The following is a 17,869-nucleotide window of genomic DNA, read 5'->3' as shown; positions in this document are numbered from 1 at the left end:
GGCCCCATGCCACGACTCACTTGTTTAAGGTCCGTCAAATATTATGTCCATGACTCCCCGTGAAATCGTCCACGAACTCAACCGCCATATCATCGGCCAGGACGATGCCAAGCGCGCCGTCGCCATTGCCCTGCGCAATCGCTGGCGCCGGATGCAGCTGCCGGAAGAGCTGCGCGTTGAAGTCACCCCGAAAAACATCCTGATGATCGGTCCGACCGGTGTCGGTAAAACCGAGATCGCCCGTCGCCTGGCCAAGCTGGCCAACGCGCCGTTCATCAAGGTTGAAGCTACCAAGTTCACCGAAGTCGGTTACGTCGGTCGTGACGTCGAATCGATCATCCGTGACCTGGCCGACGCCGCGATCAAGCTGCTGCGCGAACAGGAAATCACCAAGGTTCGCCACCGCGCCGAAGACGCCGCCGAAGAGCGCATCCTCGACGCACTGCTGCCACCGGCACGCATGGGCTTCAGCAACGACGACGCACCGACTTCCGATTCCAATACCCGTCAGCTGTTCCGCAAGCGCCTGCGCGAAGGCCAGCTGGATGACAAGGAAATCGAAATCGAAGTCGCCGAAATGGCCGGCGTCGATATCTCCGCGCCTCCGGGCATGGAAGAGATGACCAACCAGTTGCAGAGCCTGTTCGCCAACATGGGCAAGGGCAAGCGCAAGAGCCGCAAGCTCAAGGTCAAGGAAGCGCTGAAACTGGTGCGTGACGAAGAAGCCAGCCGTCTGGTCAACGATGAAGAGTTGAAGGCCAAGGCCCTGGAAGCGGTCGAGCAGCACGGCATCGTGTTCATCGACGAAATCGACAAGGTCGCCAAGCGTGGCAATGTCGGCGGCGCCGATGTGTCCCGTGAAGGCGTACAGCGCGATTTGCTGCCGCTGATCGAGGGCTGCACCGTCAACACCAAGCTGGGCATGGTCAAGACCGACCACATCCTGTTCATCGCCTCCGGCGCATTCCACCTGAGCAAGCCAAGCGACCTGGTGCCCGAGCTGCAAGGCCGCCTGCCGATTCGCGTGGAACTCAAGGCGCTGTCGCCGCAAGATTTCGAGCGCATCCTCAGCGAGCCGCACGCGTCGCTCACAGAGCAATACTGTGCACTGTTGAAAACCGAAGGCCTGTCCATCGAGTTCCAGCCGGACGGTATCAAGCGCATCGCGGAGATTGCCTGGCAGGTCAACGAGAAAACCGAAAACATCGGTGCCCGTCGCTTGCACACCCTGCTTGAGCGTCTGCTGGAAGAGGTGTCCTTCAGCGCCGGCGACCTGGCCAGCGCCCACGATGACAAGGCGATCCAGATCGACGCCGACTACGTCAACAGCCACCTGGGTGAATTGGCGCAGAACGAAGACCTGTCCCGTTATATCCTGTAAGCCAAGACCTGTAGGAGCGAGCATGCTCGCGATGGTGGTCAACGATGACGCGGGCTATCTGAATGCCCGCGTCGCCTGATACTCCATCGCGAGCATGCTCGCTCCTACAGGGTTCCCTCCCGATCGGAACTTTGGCCATGATCCCCACCGATATCAAACTGCACAAAGCCTCGAAAACCCTGACGCTCAAGTACGCGTCCGGCGAGGAATACACCCTGCCCGCCGAGTTCCTGCGCGTGCATTCTCCCTCCGCCGAGGTCCAGGGCCACGGCAAACCCATCCTGCAATTTGGCAAGATCAACGTCGGCCTGACGAAGCTGGAACCGGCCGGTCAGTACGCACTGAAATTGACCTTCGACGATGGCCACGACAGCGGCCTGTTCACCTGGGAATACCTCTACGAACTGGGGCGACGTTATGACGCACTCTGGGAGGACTACCTGGCTGAGCTCAAAGCCACCGGAAAATCCCGCGACCCGAACGAGTCCGTCGTCAAGCTGATGCTCTAGACCGAGCCTCTTGTTCATTAGAAGGCATTTTCTAATTTCATCTGTTTGAATGCTCCGCTCCAAGGCAAGCAACTGGCCTGCTTGCGAAAAAAATTAAACTCGGGTAACCAATGGAACTGGCAAGTTCCCTGCAGTGCTCTCTGCGAAAAAAAGCAGCGGTGCAGTCTTAACGGTCACCCGAGTTCGGTACCTGGTAGTTGCTGAGTGACTGTGCAGCAGGACCGGGTACTCGTCTCAGGACAATGGAGCGTCGTAGATGAGTAAAGAGAATAACGATGACTTGAAGTATCAGGCCTCGGAGAACACCCTGGGTCTGAATCCTGTCGTTGGGCTGCGTGGAAAGGATCTACTGGCTTCTGCTCGAATGGTGCTCAGACAGGCCATCAAACAACCGATTCACAGCGCAAAGCATGTCGCGCATTTCGGTCTGGAACTCAAAAACGTACTGCTCGGCAAATCCGGGCTGCAACCGGCAGGCGATGACCGTCGCTTCGCCGACCCGGCCTGGAGCCAGAACCCGCTCTACAAACGTTACATGCAAACCTACCTGGCGTGGCGCAAGGAGCTTCACGACTGGATCGACGACAGTAACCTGCCGCCCAACGATGTCAGCCGCGGGCACTTCGTGATCAACCTCATGACCGAAGCCATGGCCCCGACCAACAGCGCGGCCAACCCGGCGGCGGTCAAGCGCTTCTTCGAAACCGGCGGCAAGAGCCTGCTCGACGGTCTTTCCCATCTGGCCAAGGATCTGGTGCACAACAACGGCATGCCGAGCCAGGTCAACATGGGCGCTTTCGAGGTCGGCAAGACCCTGGGCGTGTCCGAAGGCGCGGTGGTGTTTCGCAACGATGTGCTGGAACTGATCCAGTACAAGCCAACCACCGAACAGGTCCACGAGCGTCCGCTGCTGGTGGTGCCGCCACAGATCAACAAGTTCTACGTTTTCGACCTCAGCCCGGAAAAAAGCCTGGCGCGCTTCTGCCTGCGCAGCAACGTGCAGACCTTCATTGTCAGCTGGCGCAACCCGACCAAGGAGCAGCGCGAGTGGGGCCTGTCGACCTACATCGAGGCGCTCAAGGAAGCGGTCGACGTGGTCACGGCGATTACCGGCAGCAAGGACGTGAACATGCTCGGTGCCTGCTCCGGTGGCATCACCTGCACCGCCCTGCTGGGTCACTATGCCGCGATCGGCGAGAACAAGGTCAACGCCCTCACCCTGCTGGTGAGCGTGCTCGACACCACCCTGGACACCGATGTCGCCCTGTTCGTCAACGAACAGACCCTGGAAGCCGCCAAGCGCCACTCCTATCAGGCCGGCGTGCTGGAAGGCCGCGACATGGCGAAAGTCTTCGCCTGGATGCGCCCCAACGATCTGATCTGGAACTATTGGGTCAACAACTACCTGCTGGGCAACGAGCCGCCGGTATTCGACATCCTGTTCTGGAACAACGACACCACGCGACTGCCCGCCGCGTTCCATGGCGACCTGATCGAGTTGTTCAAAAACAACCCACTGATTCGTCCGAATGCACTGGAAGTGTGCGGCACGCCGATTGACCTCAAGCAAGTGAAGGCCGACATCTTTTCCCTGGCCGGCACCACCGACCACATCACCCCGTGGAAGTGCTGCTACAAGTCGGCGCACCTGTTTGGCGGCAATGTCGAGTTCGTGCTCTCCAGCAGCGGCCATATCCAGAGCATCCTGAACCCGCCGGGCAATCCGAAATCCCGCTACATGACCAACAGTGACGCAGCAGGCACTGCCGAAGAATGGCAGGAGAACTCCACCAAACACACCGACTCCTGGTGGCTGCACTGGCATGCCTGGCTGGCCCAACGTTCGGGCGAAATGAAAAAGGCGCCTTTGAAGCTGGGCAACAAGGCTTACCCGGCGGGCGAAGCAGCACCGGGCACCTATGTGCATGAGCGGTAACTGACACACCTCGCCCTACCCTTGTGTAGGAGCGAGCATGCTCGCGATGGTCGCTAACGATGACGCGGGGGATCTGAAACCCCACGATGTTTTCGAGTCCATCGCGAGCATGCTCGCTCCTACAGAGGGATAGGGGTTGAGGAAGAACTTGAGAGATCCACAGGGCCAGAGCATGCCGCAACCGTTCATATTCCGTACCGTCGAACTGGATGGCCAGACCCTCCGCACGGCGGTTCGCCCCGGCAAGCCTCACTTGACGCCCTTGCTGATTTTCAACGGCATCGGCGCCAACCTCGAGCTGGTGTTCCCGTTCGTCGCGGCGCTGGACCCGGACCTGGAAGTCATCGCTTTCGACGTTCCCGGTGTCGGCGGCTCGTCGACGCCCAATCGCCCGTACCGGTTTCCGGGCCTGGCAAAACTAACGGCCCGCATGCTCGACTACCTCGACTACGGACAGGTCAATGCGATCGGCGTTTCCTGGGGCGGAGCGCTGGCCCAGCAATTCGCCTACGACTACCCGGAACGCTGCAAGAAGCTTGTATTGGCCGCAACAGCGGCTGGCGCAGTGATGGTGCCGGGCAAGCCGAAGGTGCTGTGGATGATGGCCAGCCCACGCCGCTACATCCAGCCTTCCCACGTGATTCGCATCGCGCCGATGATCTACGGCGGCGCGTTCCGTCGCGACCCGACGCTGGCCGCAAACCACGCGGCCAAGGTGCGTTCGGCGGGCAAGCTGGGTTACTACTGGCAACTGTTCGCGGGCCTTGGCTGGACCAGCATTCACTGGCTGCACAAGATCAAGCAGCCGACCTTGGTCCTGGCCGGTGACGACGACCCGCTGATCCCGCTGGTGAACATGCGCCTGCTGGCCTGGCGGATTCCCAATGCCCAGTTGCACATCATCGACGACGGACATCTGTTCCTGATTACCCGGGCAGAAGCCGTGGCGCCGATCATCATGAAGTTCCTCCAGGAAGAGCGGCAGCGTGCGGTGATGCACCCGCGTCCGGCACCCTTGGGCGGCTGATCGACCCGCCCGGTTGCCATGAAAAGGGCACGGCAGGACGCCGCGCCGCGCAACAACCCAATACAGCGACTATGGTGTTCTGGTTCGGTGAGTTTGTTTTTGGCCTGAGGACGAAGGAGTGTTGACTGATGCGAGAAAAACCAGCGAGGGACCTGGCGCCCTCTCCCGCCGCATTCATCAATGCACAGAGTGCGATCACCGGCCTGCGCGGTCGTGATCTGTTTTCAACGCTGCGCAGCGTCGCCGCCCATGGTTTGCGCAACCCGGTGCACAGCGCCCGGCACGCCCTGAAACTGGGTGGTCAATTGGGGCGTGTGCTGTTGGGCGAAACCCTGCACCCGACCAACCCCCATGACAGTCGCTTCGCCGACCCGGCCTGGAGCCTCAACCCGTTCTATCGTCGCAGCTTGCAGGCCTATCTGAGCTGGCAAAAGCAGGTCCGCAGCTGGATCGACGAAAGCAGCATGAGCCCGGACGATCGCGCCCGGGCACAGTTCGTATTCTCCCTGCTCAACGATGCCGTATCGCCGTCCAACAGCTTGCTCAATCCGCTGGCGATCAAGGAACTCTTCAACTCCGGCGGCAACAGCCTGGTGCGCGGGATCGGCCATCTGGTGGACGACTTGCTGCACAACGACGGTCTGCCCCGGCAGATCACCAAGCAGGCGTTCGAGGTCGGCAAGACGGTTGCCACCACCACCGGTGCCGTGGTGTTTCGCAACGAACTGCTGGAGTTGATCCAGTACCGGCCGATGAGCGAAAAGCAGTATTCCAAGCCATTGCTGGTTGTGCCGCCGCAGATCAACAAGTTCTACATATTCGACCTGAGCCCGCACAACAGCTTCGTCCAGTACGCGCTCAAGAACGGCCTGCAAACCTTCATGATCAGCTGGCGCAACCCGGATGTGCGCCACCGCGAATGGGGCCTGTCGACCTACGTTGAAGCCGTGGAAGAGGCGATGAATGTCTGTCGGGCGATCACCGGCGCGCGCGAGGTCAACCTGATGGGCGCCTGTGCCGGCGGGCTGACCATTGCCGCACTGCAAGGCCACCTGCAAGCCAAGCGACAGTTGCGCCGGGTATCGAGCGCCACCTACCTGGTGAGCCTGCTCGACAGCGATCTGGACACGCCGGCCACCCTGTTCGCCGACGAACAGACCCTGGAAGCCGCCAAGCGCCGTTCCTATCAGAAAGGCGTGCTCGACGGCCGGGACATGGCCAAGGTCTTCGCCTGGATGCGCCCCAACGACTTGATCTGGAGCTACTTCGTCAACAACTACCTGCTGGGCAAGGAGCCGCCGGCTTTCGACATCCTCTACTGGAACAACGACACCACGCGCCTGCCGGCAGCCCTGCATGGCGACTTGCTGGACTTCTTCAAGCACAACCCGCTGGGTCATCCGGGCGGCCTCGAAGTGTGCGGCACACCGATCGATTTGCAGAAAGTCACCGTCGACAGCTTCAGCGTCGCCGGCATCAACGACCACATCACACCGTGGGACGCGGTGTATCGCTCGACCCTGCTGCTGGGTGGCGAGCGCCGCTTCGTGCTGTCCAACAGCGGTCACGTGCAGAGCATCCTCAACCCGCCGGGCAACCCTAAAGCCAACTACGTCGAGGGCGCCAAACTGAGCAGCGATCCCAGAGCCTGGTACTACGATGCAAATCAGGTCGAAGGCAGTTGGTGGGGGCAATGGCTGGGCTGGATTCAGGAGCGTTCGGGGGCGCAGAAGGAAACCCTCATGACCCTCGGCAACCAGAACTATCCACCGATGGAGGCCGCACCCGGCACCTATGTGCGCGTGCGCTGAAACCCAACACACTACAACCGGCACCCACCACTGTAGGAGCGAGCATGCTCGCGAAAAACGTCCAGGCAACGCGTTCACCTAGAAAGCACGCGTTATCGTTGACGTCCATCGCGAGCATGCTCGCTCCTACAGGGTTTGGGGTTGGCTTGGCATGAATACTAAGAAGACTGGATGAAAACCCGCGACCGCATCCTCGAATGTGCCCTGCAGTTGTTCAATCAGAAGGGCGAACCGAACGTCTCCACCATGGAAGTTGCCAACGAAATGGGCATCAGCCCGGGCAACCTCTACTACCACTTCCACGGCAAGGAGCCGTTGATTCTCGGGCTGTTCGAGCGCTTCCAGGCCGAACTGACACCGTTGCTCGACCCACCCCTCGACGCCGAGTTGGGCCCCGATGATTACTGGCTGTTCCTGCACCTGATCGTCGAGCGCCTGTCCCACTACCGCTTCCTGTTCCAGGACCTGTCGAACCTGGCCGGACGCTTGCCGAAACTGGCCAAGGGCATTCGCAACCTGCTCAACGCACTCAAGCGCACACTGGCGACGCTGCTGGCGCGCCTGAAGGCTCAAGGGCAATTGGTCAGCGACACCCAGGCCCTCGGCCAACTGGTGGAACAGATCACCATGACCCTGCTGTTTTCCCTGGACTATCAGCGGATTCTCGATCGCGAGGGCGAGGTGAGACTGGTGGTTTACCAGATCATGATGCTGGTGGCGCCGCACCTGTTGCCGCCGATCAAAGTGGCGACCGAGCAACTGGCCTTGCAGTACCTGGAAGAACACGAATAACCGCCAACCCCTGTAGGAGCCGAGCTTGCTCGCGATGGCGTCGTATCAGCCGATATTGATTTGGCTGACACTCCGCCATCGCGAGCAAGCTCGGCTCCTACAGGGGATCGTGGTGTTCATTGGATCGCGCACAAACAAAAACGCCCGACCTTGGCAGGTCGGGCGTTTTTTTGAGCCCCGAGAAATCAGGACTGACTGGTTGGCGTCGATGGAGCTGGCGCGGCAGTCGGGGTGACAGCAGGGGTCGGCGCGGAAGCGGAATTCGATGCGCTGACAGGTGCGGCCGGTGCGGTCGGGGCTGCCGGTTTGGCGGCGGCCACGGCTGGTTTTGCGGCAGCTTTCGGAGCAGCCGGCTTTTTCACGGCTGGCTTTTTCGCGGCAGCCGGTTTTGCCGCAGGTTTTGCAGCTGCAGGCTTGGCGGCGGCTGGTTTTGCAGCAGCGGTTTTCGCCGCTGCCGGCTTGGCTGCTGGTTTGGCGGCAGCCTTGGCAGCTACCGGTTTAGCCGCAGGCTTGGCAGCGGCTGGTTTTGCCGCAGCAGTTTTAGCCGCTGGCTTGGCCGCGGTTTTGGCGGCAGGTTTGGCTGCAGCCTTGGCCAGTGGTTTGGCAGCCGGCTTGGCAGCAGCCGGTTTGGCCGCGGCGGTTTTGGCCGCAACCGGCGTCACCTTGGCACCGGTCAGTTTTTCGATCTGCTTGGTCAGTTGCTCGACCTTGGTGTGCAGCGCCTTGACCTCATTGCGGCTTGGCACGCCCAGGCGCGAAATGGCGCTGTTCAGGCGCTTGTCGAAAGCCCCTTCCAGCTCATCCCACTTGCCCAGCGCCTTGTCTTTCACGCCGCTGATGCGCGACTTGGCAGAAGAAGCGGTGTCTTTGGCGCTGTCCTTGGCAGTGTCGACTTTCTTGCCGATTGCTTTCTCGGCTTTCTCGCCGTCTTTAACCAATGCATCGAAGATTTTGCTGCCGTCAGTGTCGATCTTCGAGTACACGCCTAAACCAGCCAGCCAGATTTTTCGGGAGTAGTCTTCTACTTTCCCGATCCACGAGCTGCCTTCTTTTTCGGTGTTCTTTTTAACAGCCATCCCGTTCTCCTTAAGATTTACGCGCGACGCGTTCGAGCAGTGCCGTCAGCTCATCGAGCTTGACAGAGAGTGTCTCCACGTCATGTTTAGACGGAATGCCGATACGATTCAAGGCACTTGCGACACGCGAGTCGAACGCCTTCTCGACCTTGTCGAGTTGAACTTCGACACGGCCCTTGAAAGTGCTTACTTCACTCTTGGCTTCAGCGATCTCGGAGTTCGCCGCTTCGAGCTTTGCGGCGACTGCCTTTTTACCTTTCGATTCAACAGCTTGACCGGCCTTGATCAGCTCCTGAAAGTACTCGGCGCCCTCCTGGCCAACCTTGGCGTAGGCGCCCAGGCCTGCCAGCCAGATCTTGCGGGCATAGGATTTGACGTCGCTCAGAGCTGCCGTCGATGCGTCGATTTTTTTCTTCAAAATTACTTTGGCCATGGTCCACCTCACGCGCAGAAGGTTTGAGGAACTGCCCGGATAAGTGTCGGGCTCTGGCACAAAGTAGGGAGAAAAATTAGAAACGGCACCCTAACAACTGACATAAACCTTTGGATGCGCCACATCAAAAACTGTGGGAGCGAGCCTGCTCGCGATAGCGGTGGTTCTATCAACATTGATGTCGACTGACACGCCGTCATCGCGAGCAGGCTCGCTCCTACAGGGGGATGTGATTTCAATCAGCAATCAGACGAGGGCTTTATCCAACGCCTTCTCGATCTCCGCTTTGATCATGCCACTCATGGCCGACATCATCAGGCCCAGTTCCACGTCGACCCGGATCGAATCGTCGCTCACATGCACCGCGCCTTTAACGCCGGAGCGCTTGAGATTCAGGGTGTCGCCGGACCATTGCGGCTCCAGGCCATATTGGTCGCGCAGTTTCTGCGCCAGCTTGTCGGCCTTCTCGCGAGCCGCTTCCTTACCCAGGCCGTGGGCACGCTCAACACTGATATGGGCCATCGAATGACTCCTGTTTTATGACTGCCGCTCATTGAAGGTTGCTCGGAGAATCCTGACCGCCTGCGGCAAAAGGTCCCGAGGGTTGCCCATCTTACCTGTAGCCATTCCAAGACAAAGCATCCCTTGGGGATTAGAATGTCGCGCATTCTCTCTTGGTGACAGCGATATGACTGATCAGCGCAAAGGCAGCGATGCCGAACCCACCACTCACTTCGGCTTCAAAAACGTTCCGGAAAGCCAGAAAGCGGAAAAAGTCGCTGAAGTTTTCCACTCGGTAGCCGCCAAGTACGACCTGATGAACGACCTCCTGTCGGGCGGCATGCACCGCCTGTGGAAGCGTTTCGCGATCGAACTGTCGGGCGTACGCGCCGGCAACCGCGTGCTCGACATCGCCGGTGGCACGGGCGACCTGACCCGCAAGTTCTCGCATCTGGTAGGCCCGACCGGCCAGGTGGTGCTGGCCGACATCAACGAGTCCATGCTCAAGGTCGGCCGTGACCGCCTGCTGGACCTGGGTGTGGCCGGCAACGTCGAATTCGTCCAGGCCGACGCGGAAAAACTGCCGTTCCCGGACAACCATTTCGACTGCGTAACCATCGCTTTCGGCCTGCGTAACGTGACGCACAAGGAAGACGCCCTGCGCTCCATGCTGCGCGTACTCAAGCCCGGCGGCCGCCTGCTGGTGCTGGAATTCTCCAAGCCAACCAACGCACTGATGTCCAAGGCCTACGACGCCTACTCGTTCGCCTTCATGCCGTTGATGGGCAAGCTGATCACCAACGACTCGGAAAGCTATCGCTACCTGGCCGAATCGATCCGCATGCACCCGAACCAGGAAACCCTGAAGTCGATGATGGTCGAAGCCGGATTCGACCGCGTGACTTATCACAACATGACCGCAGGCATCGTCGCCCTGCATCGCGGCATCAAGCCCTGATGCTGCTCGCCGGACTGCTCGCCAGCGTTGAACTCGGTTTGAACCGGGTGCTACGTCTCGACAGCACGGCGCTGCCGCGGCTCGCGCATTTGACTGGCAAGGTGATTGCCGTCGATTGCCGCAGCCCGGCATTGCACTTGTTCATCCTGCCCAGCGATGAAGGCCTGATGCTCGCCTCCCAGTGGGAAACCGGCGCCGACTGCACCCTGCGTGCACCGGCTTCGAGCCTGTTGAAACTGGCGATGAGCAAGGACAAGACTTCGGTGCTGCATGCCCCCGAAGTCGAACTCGACGGCGACAGCGGCGTACTGCTGGAACTGGCGGCCATCCTCCAGGACCTCGAGCTGGACTGGGAGTACGAACTCTCGCGCTGGCTCGGTCCGGTCGCCACACAGTTGGTGGGTGGCCACCTGCGCAGCCGCGCGCGCTGGTATCAACAAGGATTTGCCAGCCTCAACCAGAACCTCGCCGAATACCTGGCCGAAGAATCGCGCAGCCTTGTCGGCCAGCGCGAAGCCGAAGCCCGATTCCGTGAACTGGACCAGATCAAGCTTGATCTGGAACGACTCGAGGCGCGTTTCGAGCGCCTTTCCCGATCCCTCGACCCAAGCGATAACGCATGAAGCTGCTTGCCGTCCGCCGTCTGTTGCGCATCCAGCGCGTCGTGATCCGCTACCGCCTTGATGACCTGCTGTTCGACCTGCCGCTGCCCTGGTTCCTGCTGGTGCTGCGCTACGCCTTGCCGTGGCGCTGGTTCCCGCGCAAGACCCTGGACCTGAGCCGTGGCGCACGCTTGCGCCTGGCGTTGCAGGATCTGGGACCGATTTTCATCAAGTTCGGGCAGATCCTGTCCACCCGCCGCGATCTGCTGCCCGAAGACATCGCCGACGAGCTGATGAAGTTGCAGGACCGCGTGCCGCCGTTCGATTCGAAGGTGTCGGTCAAGCTGATCGAAGACCAGCTCGGCAAGAAGATCAGCGAAGTGTTCAGCCGTTTCGACGTCGAACCCCTGGCCTCGGCCTCGGTGGCGCAGGTGCATGCCGCGCAGTTGAAAACCGGTGAAGAAGTCGTGGTCAAGGTGATCCGCCCGGGTCTCAAGCCAGTGATCAAGCAGGATCTGGCGTGGCTGTTTATCCTCGCCCGCGCCGCCGAAAAGGTCTCGGCCGATGCGCGTTTGCTGCACCCGGTGGACGTGGTCAGCGACTACGAAAAAACCATCTACGACGAACTCGACCTGCTGCGCGAGGCGGCCAACGCCAGCCAGCTCAAGCGCAATTTCGAAGGCTCGCCGCTGCTTTACGTGCCGCAGGTCTATTGGGATTGGTGCCGGCCGAAAGTGCTGGTGATGGAACGCATCTACGGCATTCAGGTGACCGACCTGGCCACCCTGGCCGACCAGCGCACCGACATGAAAATGCTCGCCGAGCGCGGCGTGGAGATCTTCTTCACCCAGGTGTTCCGCGACAGTTTCTTCCATGCCGACATGCACCCCGGCAACATTTTCGTCAGCACCGTGAGCCCGTGGAGCCCGCAGTACATCGCGATCGACTGCGGCATCGTCGGCAGCCTGACCCCGGAAGACCAGGACTATCTGGCACGCAACCTGTTCGCCTTCTTCAAGCGCGACTACCGCCGCGTGGCACAGTTGCACATCGATTCGGGCTGGGTGCCGGCGGAAACCAAACTCAATGAATTCGAAGCGGCGATCCGTACCGTGTGCGAGCCGATCTTCGAAAAGCCGTTGAAGGACATTTCCTTCGGCCAGGTGCTGATGCGCCTGTTCCAGACCGCGCGCCGCTTCAACATGGAAGTGCAGCCGCAGCTGGTGCTGTTGCAGAAAACCCTGCTGAACATCGAAGGCCTGGGCCGCCAGTTGTACCCGGACCTCGACCTGTGGAACACCGCACAACCGTTCCTCGAGCGCTGGATGCGCGAGCGTGTCAGCCCCAAGGCCCTGTTCGGCAACGTGCAGAGCCAGATCGAACAGATCCCGCACCTGGCCAACATGACCCGCGACCTGCTCGAGCGCCTGTCCCAGCCTCACGCCAGCGACCCGCCGCCACCCTGGCACCGCCGCCGCGACGACTGGTTCCTGCGCCTGCTGGGAACCGCCCATCTGGCCGGTGGCGCCATCCTCGCCGCCGGGGGGCCGCTGAATCAGTTGGCTTATTGGCCCGCTGGAATCATGATGGCCGTCGGCTTGTATCTGGTCGTGCGCCGATAGCCAGTTGTGTGAACGACTGGCACACTGTTTGAACGCTTGAGCTCGACTAATGAAGTGTCGAGCCCGCTGTCGGAGTCAAAGATGAAAAACTGGCTGGACGAGATCAAGTGGGACGCCGATGGCCTGGTGCCGGCAATTGCCCAGGATCACAAGACCGGGCGCGTCCTGATGATGGCCTGGATGAACCGTGAAGCGCTGGAACTGACCGCCGCCGAAAACCGCGCCATCTACTGGTCGCGCTCCCGTGGCAAGCTGTGGCGCAAGGGCGAAGAGTCCGGCCACGTGCAAACCCTGCATGAGATGCGCCTGGATTGCGATGCCGACGTCATCATCCTGATGGTCGAGCAGATCGGCGACATCGCCTGCCATACCGGCCGTCAGAGCTGCTTCTACCGCGTCTTCGAGAACGGCGACTGGAAAACCGTCGATCCGGTCCTCAAAGACCCGCACGCCATCTACTCCGCAGGACACACACATGAGTGACACGTTGAACCGTCTGGCCCAGGTACTGGAAGAGCGCAAAGGCGCCGCCGCCGACAGCTCGTATGTCGCCAGCCTGTACCACAAGGGCTTGAACAAGATTCTGGAAAAAGTCGGCGAAGAGTCGGTCGAAACCATCATTGCCGCCAAGGACGCCGCCGTCAGTGGCGACTGCAGCGATGTGATCTACGAAACCGCCGATTTGTGGTTCCACAGCATGGTCATGCTCGCCCAATTGGGGCAGCATCCACAGGCTGTACTCGATGAACTGGACCGTCGCTTCGGTCTCTCCGGACATGTAGAGAAAGCCTCGCGTCCGGCCAACTGAACAATTATTAGAGAGGAGCAGCACCATGGGCATTTTTGACTGGAAACACTGGATCGTCATCCTGGTGGTTGTCGTACTGGTATTCGGTACCAAGAAACTGAAAAACCTCGGCACCGACGTCGGCGAATCGATCAAGGGCTTTCGCAAGGCCATGAACGACGACGAAAAACCGGCCGATCCAAACGCGACCCCGGCCCAACCGGTTCCGCCTGTTCAGCCACAAGCCACACAGTCCGTGAACCAGCCGCACACCATCGACGTGCAGGCGCAGAAAGTCGAAGAGCCGATCCGCAAAGACGTGTGAGCACTGACTAATGTTTGGTATCAGCTTCTCTGAACTGCTGCTCGTTGGCCTCGTAGCCCTGCTGGTGCTGGGCCCCGAGCGCCTGCCGCATGCTGCACGCACCGCCGGCCTGTGGGTCGGGCGCCTGAAGCGCAGCTTCAATGCGATCAAACAGGAAGTTGAGCGTGAAATCGGTGCCGACGAAATTCGTCGGCAACTGCACAACGAACACATTCTGTCGCTGGAGCAGGAGGCGCGGAAAATCTTCACGCCAACTCAGCAGGAGCCGACGCCGGTGGAACATGTGGGAGAGCAGACGATCCAGGCTCCCGCCGCGAGCGTCGCCACACCTGCAGCAACGCCAGAACCTGCACCCGTCGTTGCAGCGACACCGGCTGAACCTGTCACACCTGCGGCTGCGCCCGTTGCGCCAGCCCCTCATGACCCCACACTGCCGCCGCGAGCCCCATGAGCGATCTCCCTGAAAACGACCAGCACATGCCGCTGGTTTCGCATCTCACCGAGTTGCGTACCCGCCTGCTGCGCTGCGTAGCGGCGGTGTTCATCATCTTCGCCGGGTTGTTCGCCTTCACCCAGCAGATCTACACCTTCGTCTCCACGCCGCTGCGCCAATACCTGCCGGCGGGTGCGACGATGATCGCCACCGACGTGTCGTCGCCGTTCCTGACGCCCCTGAAGCTGACGATGATGGTCTCGCTGTTCCTGGCGATCCCGGTGATCCTGCACCAGATCTGGGGCTTCATCGCGCCAGGCCTGTACAAGCATGAAAAACGCATCGCCGTGCCTTTGCTGGTATCGAGCATCCTGCTGTTCTACGCCGGCATGGCCTTCGCCTACTTCCTGGTGTTCCCGCTGATCTTCAAGTTCTTCGCCTCCGCCACCCCGGCCGGCGTGGAAATGATGACCGACATCACCAGCTACCTCGATTTCGTCATGACGCTGTTCTTCGCCTTCGGCGTGGCGTTCGAGATCCCGGTGGCCGTGGTGCTGCTGGTGTGGATCGGCGTGGTCGACGTCAAATACCTGAAGAAAATCCGCCCGTACGTGATCATCGGCTGCTTCGTGGTCGGCATGATCCTGACCCCGCCGGACATCTTCTCGCAAACCCTGCTGGCGGTACCGATGTGGCTGCTGTTCGAGATCGGCGTGCTGTTTGGCGGCCTGGTCAGCAAACGCGGCGAACACCCGGACGATCAGCCGGCTGACGACCACAACGACCAGCCGCCAGCGACCCAAGCGTGAACCTGCTGCTCCTCGAGGAGGCCGACTTCATTGCAGCCGACCGGGTGATCCTGCGTGATCGCCGGCTGACCCACATGCAGGAAGTCCATCGCTGTGAAGTCGGCGACAGCATGCGCGTCGGCCGCATTGGCGGCCTGATGGGCTCGGCAGAAGTGCTGCGCCTGGACGCCGCTGAAGCGGAATTGCGCGTCACCCTCGACCAGCCACCACCCGCCAAGCTGCCACTGACCCTGGTATTGGCCCTGCCACGCCCCAAAATGCTGCGCAGGGTGTTTCAGACCGTCGCCGCCATGGGAGTGCCGCGTGTCGTGCTGGTGAACAGCTATCGCGTCGAGAAGAGCTTCTGGCAGACCCCGTTCCTGGAGCCTGAAGCCATTCGCGAGCAGTTGATCCTCGGCCTCGAACAGGCCCGGGACAGTGTGCTGCCTGAAGTCACTATCGAGAAGCGCTTCAAGCCGTTCGTGGAAGACCGCCTGCCGGCCATCAGCGAAGGCACCCTCGGCCTGGTCGGCCATCCGGGCAACTACCCGCCCTGCCCACGCGCCCTGAGCGAACCGGTAACCCTGGCCATCGGCCCCGAGGGCGGCTGGATTCCCTACGAAATCGACCTGCTCGGCAAATCCGGCCTGCAACCGGTGCAACTGGGCGAGCGCATCCTGCGCGTGGAAACCGCCGTTACCGCCCTGCTGGCACGCCTCTTCTAATTCCGTTTTATCTGTTGCCTCAAAACCTGTGGGAGCGAGCTTGCTCGCGATAGCGGTGAGTCAGTCAATGCATAAGTTGGCTGACACGCCGCCATCGCGAGCAGGCTCGCTCCCACAGGCCATCAACAAGTCATCATTCACAACGCTCCGTCCATCGGATGCCGCCTACAGAACCCCCATCTCCTGCCGATATACCCCCCAATAAACCAATGTGGCCCGGGAGAGTTACACCATGTACCAATGGATGGCCGATAAGCTGGGGAACGTAAGCGTCAATCGCAAGCTGGGTGTCGGTTTCGGGCTTGTGTTGCTGCTGACTTTGTTGATCACCGTCACGGGCTGGAACGGCCTGAGCGAAGTCAGCAATCGTGGCGACAAACTGGGGCTCATTTCCGACATCAACGGGATGACCAAGGACCTGCGCATTGCCCGCCTGGACTATGAAATGCGTCGCGGCGAACAAGGCCCGGGCGCCGTCAACGACATGCTCGGCAAGCTCGACAGCAACCTGCAGGCCGCGCGCAAGCTGATCGAACAACCCGCCGACATCGCGATGATCGATCAGCAAATGGCCGCCGTCGGTCAGTACAAACAGGCCTTCGCCGCCATGACCCAGGCCGCAGTCAACCGCGAAGACGCCCGCAGCAAGCTCGGCGCGACCGCTGACAATGCCGTCGCCAAGGTTTCCGAGGTTGAGAAGTCCATGCTGCAAGGCGACAGCGTTGTGCAATTCAACAGCGTGATCGACCTGAGCAAACTGATCCAGCAAGCGCGCTTCCAGGTGCGTGGTTACACCTACAGCGGTAAAACCGAGGCCGAGCAGCCGGCGCTGGACGCCATCGACAATGCGCTCAAATACCTCGACAGCCTGCCATCGAAACTGCCGGAGCAGCACATCGCCAACCTGCAGCAGGCGACCGACTCGCTCAAGGCCTATCGCGCCGCCGTCAGCCAGTACCGTGATTCCCAGGCCGCCAGCACCGAAGCGCTGAAACACATGGCGGCCCAGGGCGAAATCCTGCTGGATGTCAGCAAGGCGCTCACCACCTCGCAAACCAACAAGCGCGACATCGACGTGGCACACGCCAAGAACATGCTGTTGCTGGCCACCGTTCTGGCGCTGGTATTCGGCCTGTTCGCCGCCTGGGCCATCACCCGGCAGATCGTGATTCCGCTGAACCAGACCCTCAAAGTGGCCGAACGCATTGCCGCCGGCGACCTCACCCACAACCTTGTTTCCAAACGCCAGGACGAACTGGGCCAGCTGCAGCGCTCCATTCAAGGCATGACCCAGGGCCTGCGCGAATTGATCGGCGGCATCAGCGATGGCGTGACACAGATCGCCAGCGCCGCCGAAGAACTGTCGGCGGTCACCGAGCAGACCAGCGCCGGGGTTAACAGCCAGAAGGTCGAAACCGATCAGGTGGCCACCGCCATGAACGAAATGACGGCCACCGTGCAGGAAGTCGCGCGCAACGCCGAGGAAGCCTCCGAGGCCGCCGTTGCCGCCGACCAGCAGGCCCGCGAAGGTGACAAGGTAGTTGGAGAAGCCATCGCCCAGATCGAACGCCTGGCCCTGGAAGTGGGACATTCCACCGAGGCGATGGGCGAACTCAAGCGTGAAAGCGACAAGATCGGCAGCGTCCTCGATGTGATCAAGTCCGTAGCCCAGCAAACCAACCTGCTGGCGCTCAACGCTGCCATCGAAGCCGCGCGTGCCGGTGAGGCCGGTCGTGGCTTTGCCGTGGTCGCCGACGAAGTGCGCAGCCTGGCCCAGCGCACCCAGAAGTCCACCGAAGAGATCGAGGAACTGATCGTCGGCCTGCAAAACGGCACACAACAAGTGTCGACCATCATGGACAACAGCCGCAGCCTGACCGACAGCAGCGTCGAACTGACTCGCCGCGCCGGCGGCTCACTGGAAAGCATCACCCGCACCGTCTCGGCGATCCAGGCCATGAACCAGCAGATCGCCGCCGCAGCCGAGCAGCAAAGCGCCGTGGCCGAAGAGATCAACCGTAGCGTGCTGAATGTGCGGGACGTGTCGGATCAGACGTCGGCGGCGAGTGAGGAAACCGCAGCGTCCAGCGTGGAGCTGGCGCGGTTGGGGACGCATTTGCAGATGCTGGTGGGGCGGTTCAAGGTTTGAGTTGATCCATGTAC

19 protein-coding genes and 1 pseudogene are annotated in these 17,869 nt (G+C 60.9%); 17 read left to right on the top strand and 3 right to left on the bottom strand.

Annotated features, from left to right (window positions below; translation table 11 throughout):
- Window positions 1–43: 43 nt before the first annotated feature.
- The 6 genes from hslU to DKY63_RS21640 all read left to right on the top strand — a co-directional run bounded on the left by hslU (window position 44) and on the right by DKY63_RS21640 (window position 7,456).
- Window positions 44–1,381, top strand: coding sequence for an HslU--HslV peptidase ATPase subunit (gene hslU / locus DKY63_RS21670; protein WP_110965956.1), 1,338 nt, complete (start codon window positions 44–46; stop codon window positions 1,379–1,381).
- Between the two features lie 137 nt (window positions 1,382–1,518).
- Window positions 1,519–1,890 carry a gamma-butyrobetaine hydroxylase-like domain-containing protein gene (locus tag DKY63_RS21665; RefSeq protein WP_162634917.1) on the top strand — a complete coding sequence of 124 codons (372 nt, stop codon included), beginning with the start codon at window positions 1,519–1,521 and terminating at the stop codon, window positions 1,888–1,890.
- A 256-nt stretch (window positions 1,891–2,146) separates the two neighbouring features.
- Window positions 2,147–3,826 carry a class II poly(R)-hydroxyalkanoic acid synthase gene (gene phaC / locus DKY63_RS21660; protein WP_110965954.1) on the top strand — a complete coding sequence of 560 codons (1,680 nt, stop codon included), beginning with the start codon at window positions 2,147–2,149 and terminating at the stop codon, window positions 3,824–3,826.
- A gap of 172 nt (window positions 3,827–3,998) precedes the next feature.
- A complete protein-coding gene (gene phaZ, locus DKY63_RS21655; protein ID WP_110965953.1) occupies window positions 3,999–4,853 on the top strand; it encodes a poly(3-hydroxyalkanoate) depolymerase in 855 nt (284 codons plus the stop codon).
- Between the two features lie 128 nt (window positions 4,854–4,981).
- Window positions 4,982–6,664, top strand: coding sequence for a class II poly(R)-hydroxyalkanoic acid synthase (phaC, locus tag DKY63_RS21650; protein ID WP_110965952.1), 1,683 nt, complete (start codon window positions 4,982–4,984; stop codon window positions 6,662–6,664).
- A gap of 171 nt (window positions 6,665–6,835) precedes the next feature.
- A complete protein-coding gene (locus DKY63_RS21640) occupies window positions 6,836–7,456 on the top strand; it encodes a TetR/AcrR family transcriptional regulator (RefSeq protein ID WP_110965950.1) in 621 nt (206 codons plus the stop codon).
- Window positions 7,457–7,641: 185 nt separating this feature from the next.
- Here DKY63_RS21640 and DKY63_RS21635 read toward each other — a convergent pair whose 3' ends face one another.
- The 3 genes from DKY63_RS21635 to DKY63_RS21620 form a co-directional block, all read right to left on the bottom strand.
- Window positions 7,642–8,532: a phasin family protein gene (locus DKY63_RS21635; RefSeq protein WP_110965949.1), complete on the bottom strand. Its 891-nt coding sequence runs from the start codon at window positions 8,530–8,532 to the stop codon at window positions 7,642–7,644.
- A 10-nt stretch (window positions 8,533–8,542) separates the two neighbouring features.
- Window positions 8,543–8,965 carry a phasin family protein gene (locus DKY63_RS21630; protein ID WP_110965948.1) on the bottom strand — a complete coding sequence of 141 codons (423 nt, stop codon included), beginning with the start codon at window positions 8,963–8,965 and terminating at the stop codon, window positions 8,543–8,545.
- A 246-nt stretch (window positions 8,966–9,211) separates the two neighbouring features.
- Window positions 9,212–9,487, bottom strand: coding sequence for a polyhydroxyalkanoic acid system family protein (locus DKY63_RS21620; RefSeq protein ID WP_110965947.1), 276 nt, complete (start codon window positions 9,485–9,487; stop codon window positions 9,212–9,214).
- Window positions 9,488–9,653: 166 nt separating this feature from the next.
- Here DKY63_RS21620 and ubiE point away from each other — a divergent pair, with 166 nt between their 5' ends.
- From ubiE to DKY63_RS33150, 11 genes and pseudogenes are all read left to right on the top strand, one after another.
- The gene (gene ubiE, locus DKY63_RS21615) at window positions 9,654–10,424 is read left to right on the top strand and encodes a bifunctional demethylmenaquinone methyltransferase/2-methoxy-6-polyprenyl-1,4-benzoquinol methylase UbiE (protein ID WP_007975568.1); all 771 of its coding nucleotides are present in this window, start codon (window positions 9,654–9,656) and stop codon (window positions 10,422–10,424) included.
- Complete coding sequence (locus tag DKY63_RS21610) at window positions 10,424–11,047, top strand: ubiquinone biosynthesis accessory factor UbiJ (protein ID WP_110965946.1); 624 nt, start codon at window positions 10,424–10,426, stop codon at window positions 11,045–11,047. The genes ubiE and DKY63_RS21610 overlap by 1 nt, the downstream gene beginning before the upstream one ends.
- Complete coding sequence (gene ubiB, locus DKY63_RS21605) at window positions 11,044–12,648, top strand: ubiquinone biosynthesis regulatory protein kinase UbiB (RefSeq protein ID WP_110965945.1); 1,605 nt, start codon at window positions 11,044–11,046, stop codon at window positions 12,646–12,648. The genes DKY63_RS21610 and ubiB overlap by 4 nt, the downstream gene beginning before the upstream one ends.
- 81 nt (window positions 12,649–12,729) lie before the next feature.
- Window positions 12,730–13,131 carry a phosphoribosyl-AMP cyclohydrolase gene (gene hisI / locus DKY63_RS21600; RefSeq protein ID WP_007899278.1) on the top strand — a complete coding sequence of 134 codons (402 nt, stop codon included), beginning with the start codon at window positions 12,730–12,732 and terminating at the stop codon, window positions 13,129–13,131.
- A complete protein-coding gene (locus tag DKY63_RS21595) occupies window positions 13,124–13,456 on the top strand; it encodes a phosphoribosyl-ATP diphosphatase (RefSeq protein WP_110965944.1) in 333 nt (110 codons plus the stop codon). The genes hisI and DKY63_RS21595 overlap by 8 nt, the downstream gene beginning before the upstream one ends.
- A 25-nt stretch (window positions 13,457–13,481) precedes the next feature.
- Entirely contained in the window at window positions 13,482–13,760 is a 279-nt protein-coding gene (locus DKY63_RS21590; RefSeq protein WP_110965943.1) for a twin-arginine translocase TatA/TatE family subunit, read from the top strand.
- A gap of 10 nt (window positions 13,761–13,770) precedes the next feature.
- Window positions 13,771–14,211, top strand: coding sequence for a Sec-independent protein translocase protein TatB (gene tatB / locus DKY63_RS21585; RefSeq protein WP_110965942.1), 441 nt, complete (start codon window positions 13,771–13,773; stop codon window positions 14,209–14,211).
- A complete protein-coding gene (gene tatC, locus DKY63_RS21580) occupies window positions 14,208–15,002 on the top strand; it encodes a twin-arginine translocase subunit TatC (protein WP_110965941.1) in 795 nt (264 codons plus the stop codon). The genes tatB and tatC overlap by 4 nt, the downstream gene beginning before the upstream one ends.
- Window positions 14,999–15,706, top strand: coding sequence for a 16S rRNA (uracil(1498)-N(3))-methyltransferase (locus DKY63_RS21575; protein ID WP_110965940.1), 708 nt, complete (start codon window positions 14,999–15,001; stop codon window positions 15,704–15,706). Before tatC ends, DKY63_RS21575 begins: the two co-directional genes overlap by 4 nt.
- Before the next feature lie 232 nt (window positions 15,707–15,938).
- A pseudogene (locus DKY63_RS33155) lies at window positions 15,939–17,000 on the top strand (methyl-accepting chemotaxis protein); the annotation flags it as partial.
- Window positions 16,992–17,855 (top strand): methyl-accepting chemotaxis protein, encoded by an 864-nt coding sequence (locus DKY63_RS33150; RefSeq protein WP_430523164.1) that lies wholly within the window; start codon window positions 16,992–16,994, stop codon window positions 17,853–17,855. The pseudogene DKY63_RS33155 and the gene DKY63_RS33150, both read left to right, overlap by 9 nt.
- Window positions 17,856–17,869 lie beyond the last annotated feature (14 nt).

Source organism: Pseudomonas putida (assembly GCF_003228315.1).
Lineage (GTDB): Bacteria > Pseudomonadota > Gammaproteobacteria > Pseudomonadales > Pseudomonadaceae > Aquipseudomonas > Aquipseudomonas putida_S.
The sequence above is the reverse complement of the archived record's forward strand: the minus strand, read 5'-3'. Positions and strand labels throughout refer to the sequence as shown.

Bases quoted from the DNA above. Each gene is read 5' to 3' on its own strand.
- hisI (WP_007899278.1), top strand. From the start codon at position 12,730: ATGAAAAACTGGCTGGACGAGATCAAGTGGGACGCCGATGGCCTGGTG.
- DKY63_RS21595 (WP_110965944.1), top strand. From the start codon at position 13,124: ATGAGTGACACGTTGAACCGTCTGGCCCAGGTACTGGAAGAGCGCAAA.
- DKY63_RS21610 (WP_110965946.1), top strand. From the start codon at position 10,424: ATGCTGCTCGCCGGACTGCTCGCCAGCGTTGAACTCGGTTTGAACCGG.
- ubiB (WP_110965945.1), top strand. From the start codon at position 11,044: ATGAAGCTGCTTGCCGTCCGCCGTCTGTTGCGCATCCAGCGCGTCGTG.
- ubiE (WP_007975568.1), top strand. From the start codon at position 9,654: ATGACTGATCAGCGCAAAGGCAGCGATGCCGAACCCACCACTCACTTC.
- tatC (WP_110965941.1), top strand. From the start codon at position 14,208: ATGAGCGATCTCCCTGAAAACGACCAGCACATGCCGCTGGTTTCGCAT.
- DKY63_RS33150 (WP_430523164.1), top strand. From the start codon at position 16,992: ATGACCCAGGGCCTGCGCGAATTGATCGGCGGCATCAGCGATGGCGTG.
- DKY63_RS21620 (WP_110965947.1), bottom strand. From the start codon at position 9,487: ATGGCCCATATCAGTGTTGAGCGTGCCCACGGCCTGGGTAAGGAAGCG.
- hslU (WP_110965956.1), top strand. From the start codon at position 44: ATGTCCATGACTCCCCGTGAAATCGTCCACGAACTCAACCGCCATATC.
- phaC (WP_110965952.1), top strand. From the start codon at position 4,982: ATGCGAGAAAAACCAGCGAGGGACCTGGCGCCCTCTCCCGCCGCATTC.
- DKY63_RS21640 (WP_110965950.1), top strand. From the start codon at position 6,836: ATGAAAACCCGCGACCGCATCCTCGAATGTGCCCTGCAGTTGTTCAAT.
- phaC (WP_110965954.1), top strand. From the start codon at position 2,147: ATGAGTAAAGAGAATAACGATGACTTGAAGTATCAGGCCTCGGAGAAC.
- tatB (WP_110965942.1), top strand. From the start codon at position 13,771: ATGTTTGGTATCAGCTTCTCTGAACTGCTGCTCGTTGGCCTCGTAGCC.
- DKY63_RS21590 (WP_110965943.1), top strand. From the start codon at position 13,482: ATGGGCATTTTTGACTGGAAACACTGGATCGTCATCCTGGTGGTTGTC.
- DKY63_RS21665 (WP_162634917.1), top strand. From the start codon at position 1,519: ATGATCCCCACCGATATCAAACTGCACAAAGCCTCGAAAACCCTGACG.
- phaZ (WP_110965953.1), top strand. From the start codon at position 3,999: ATGCCGCAACCGTTCATATTCCGTACCGTCGAACTGGATGGCCAGACC.
- DKY63_RS21635 (WP_110965949.1), bottom strand. From the start codon at position 8,532: ATGGCTGTTAAAAAGAACACCGAAAAAGAAGGCAGCTCGTGGATCGGG.
- DKY63_RS21630 (WP_110965948.1), bottom strand. From the start codon at position 8,965: ATGGCCAAAGTAATTTTGAAGAAAAAAATCGACGCATCGACGGCAGCT.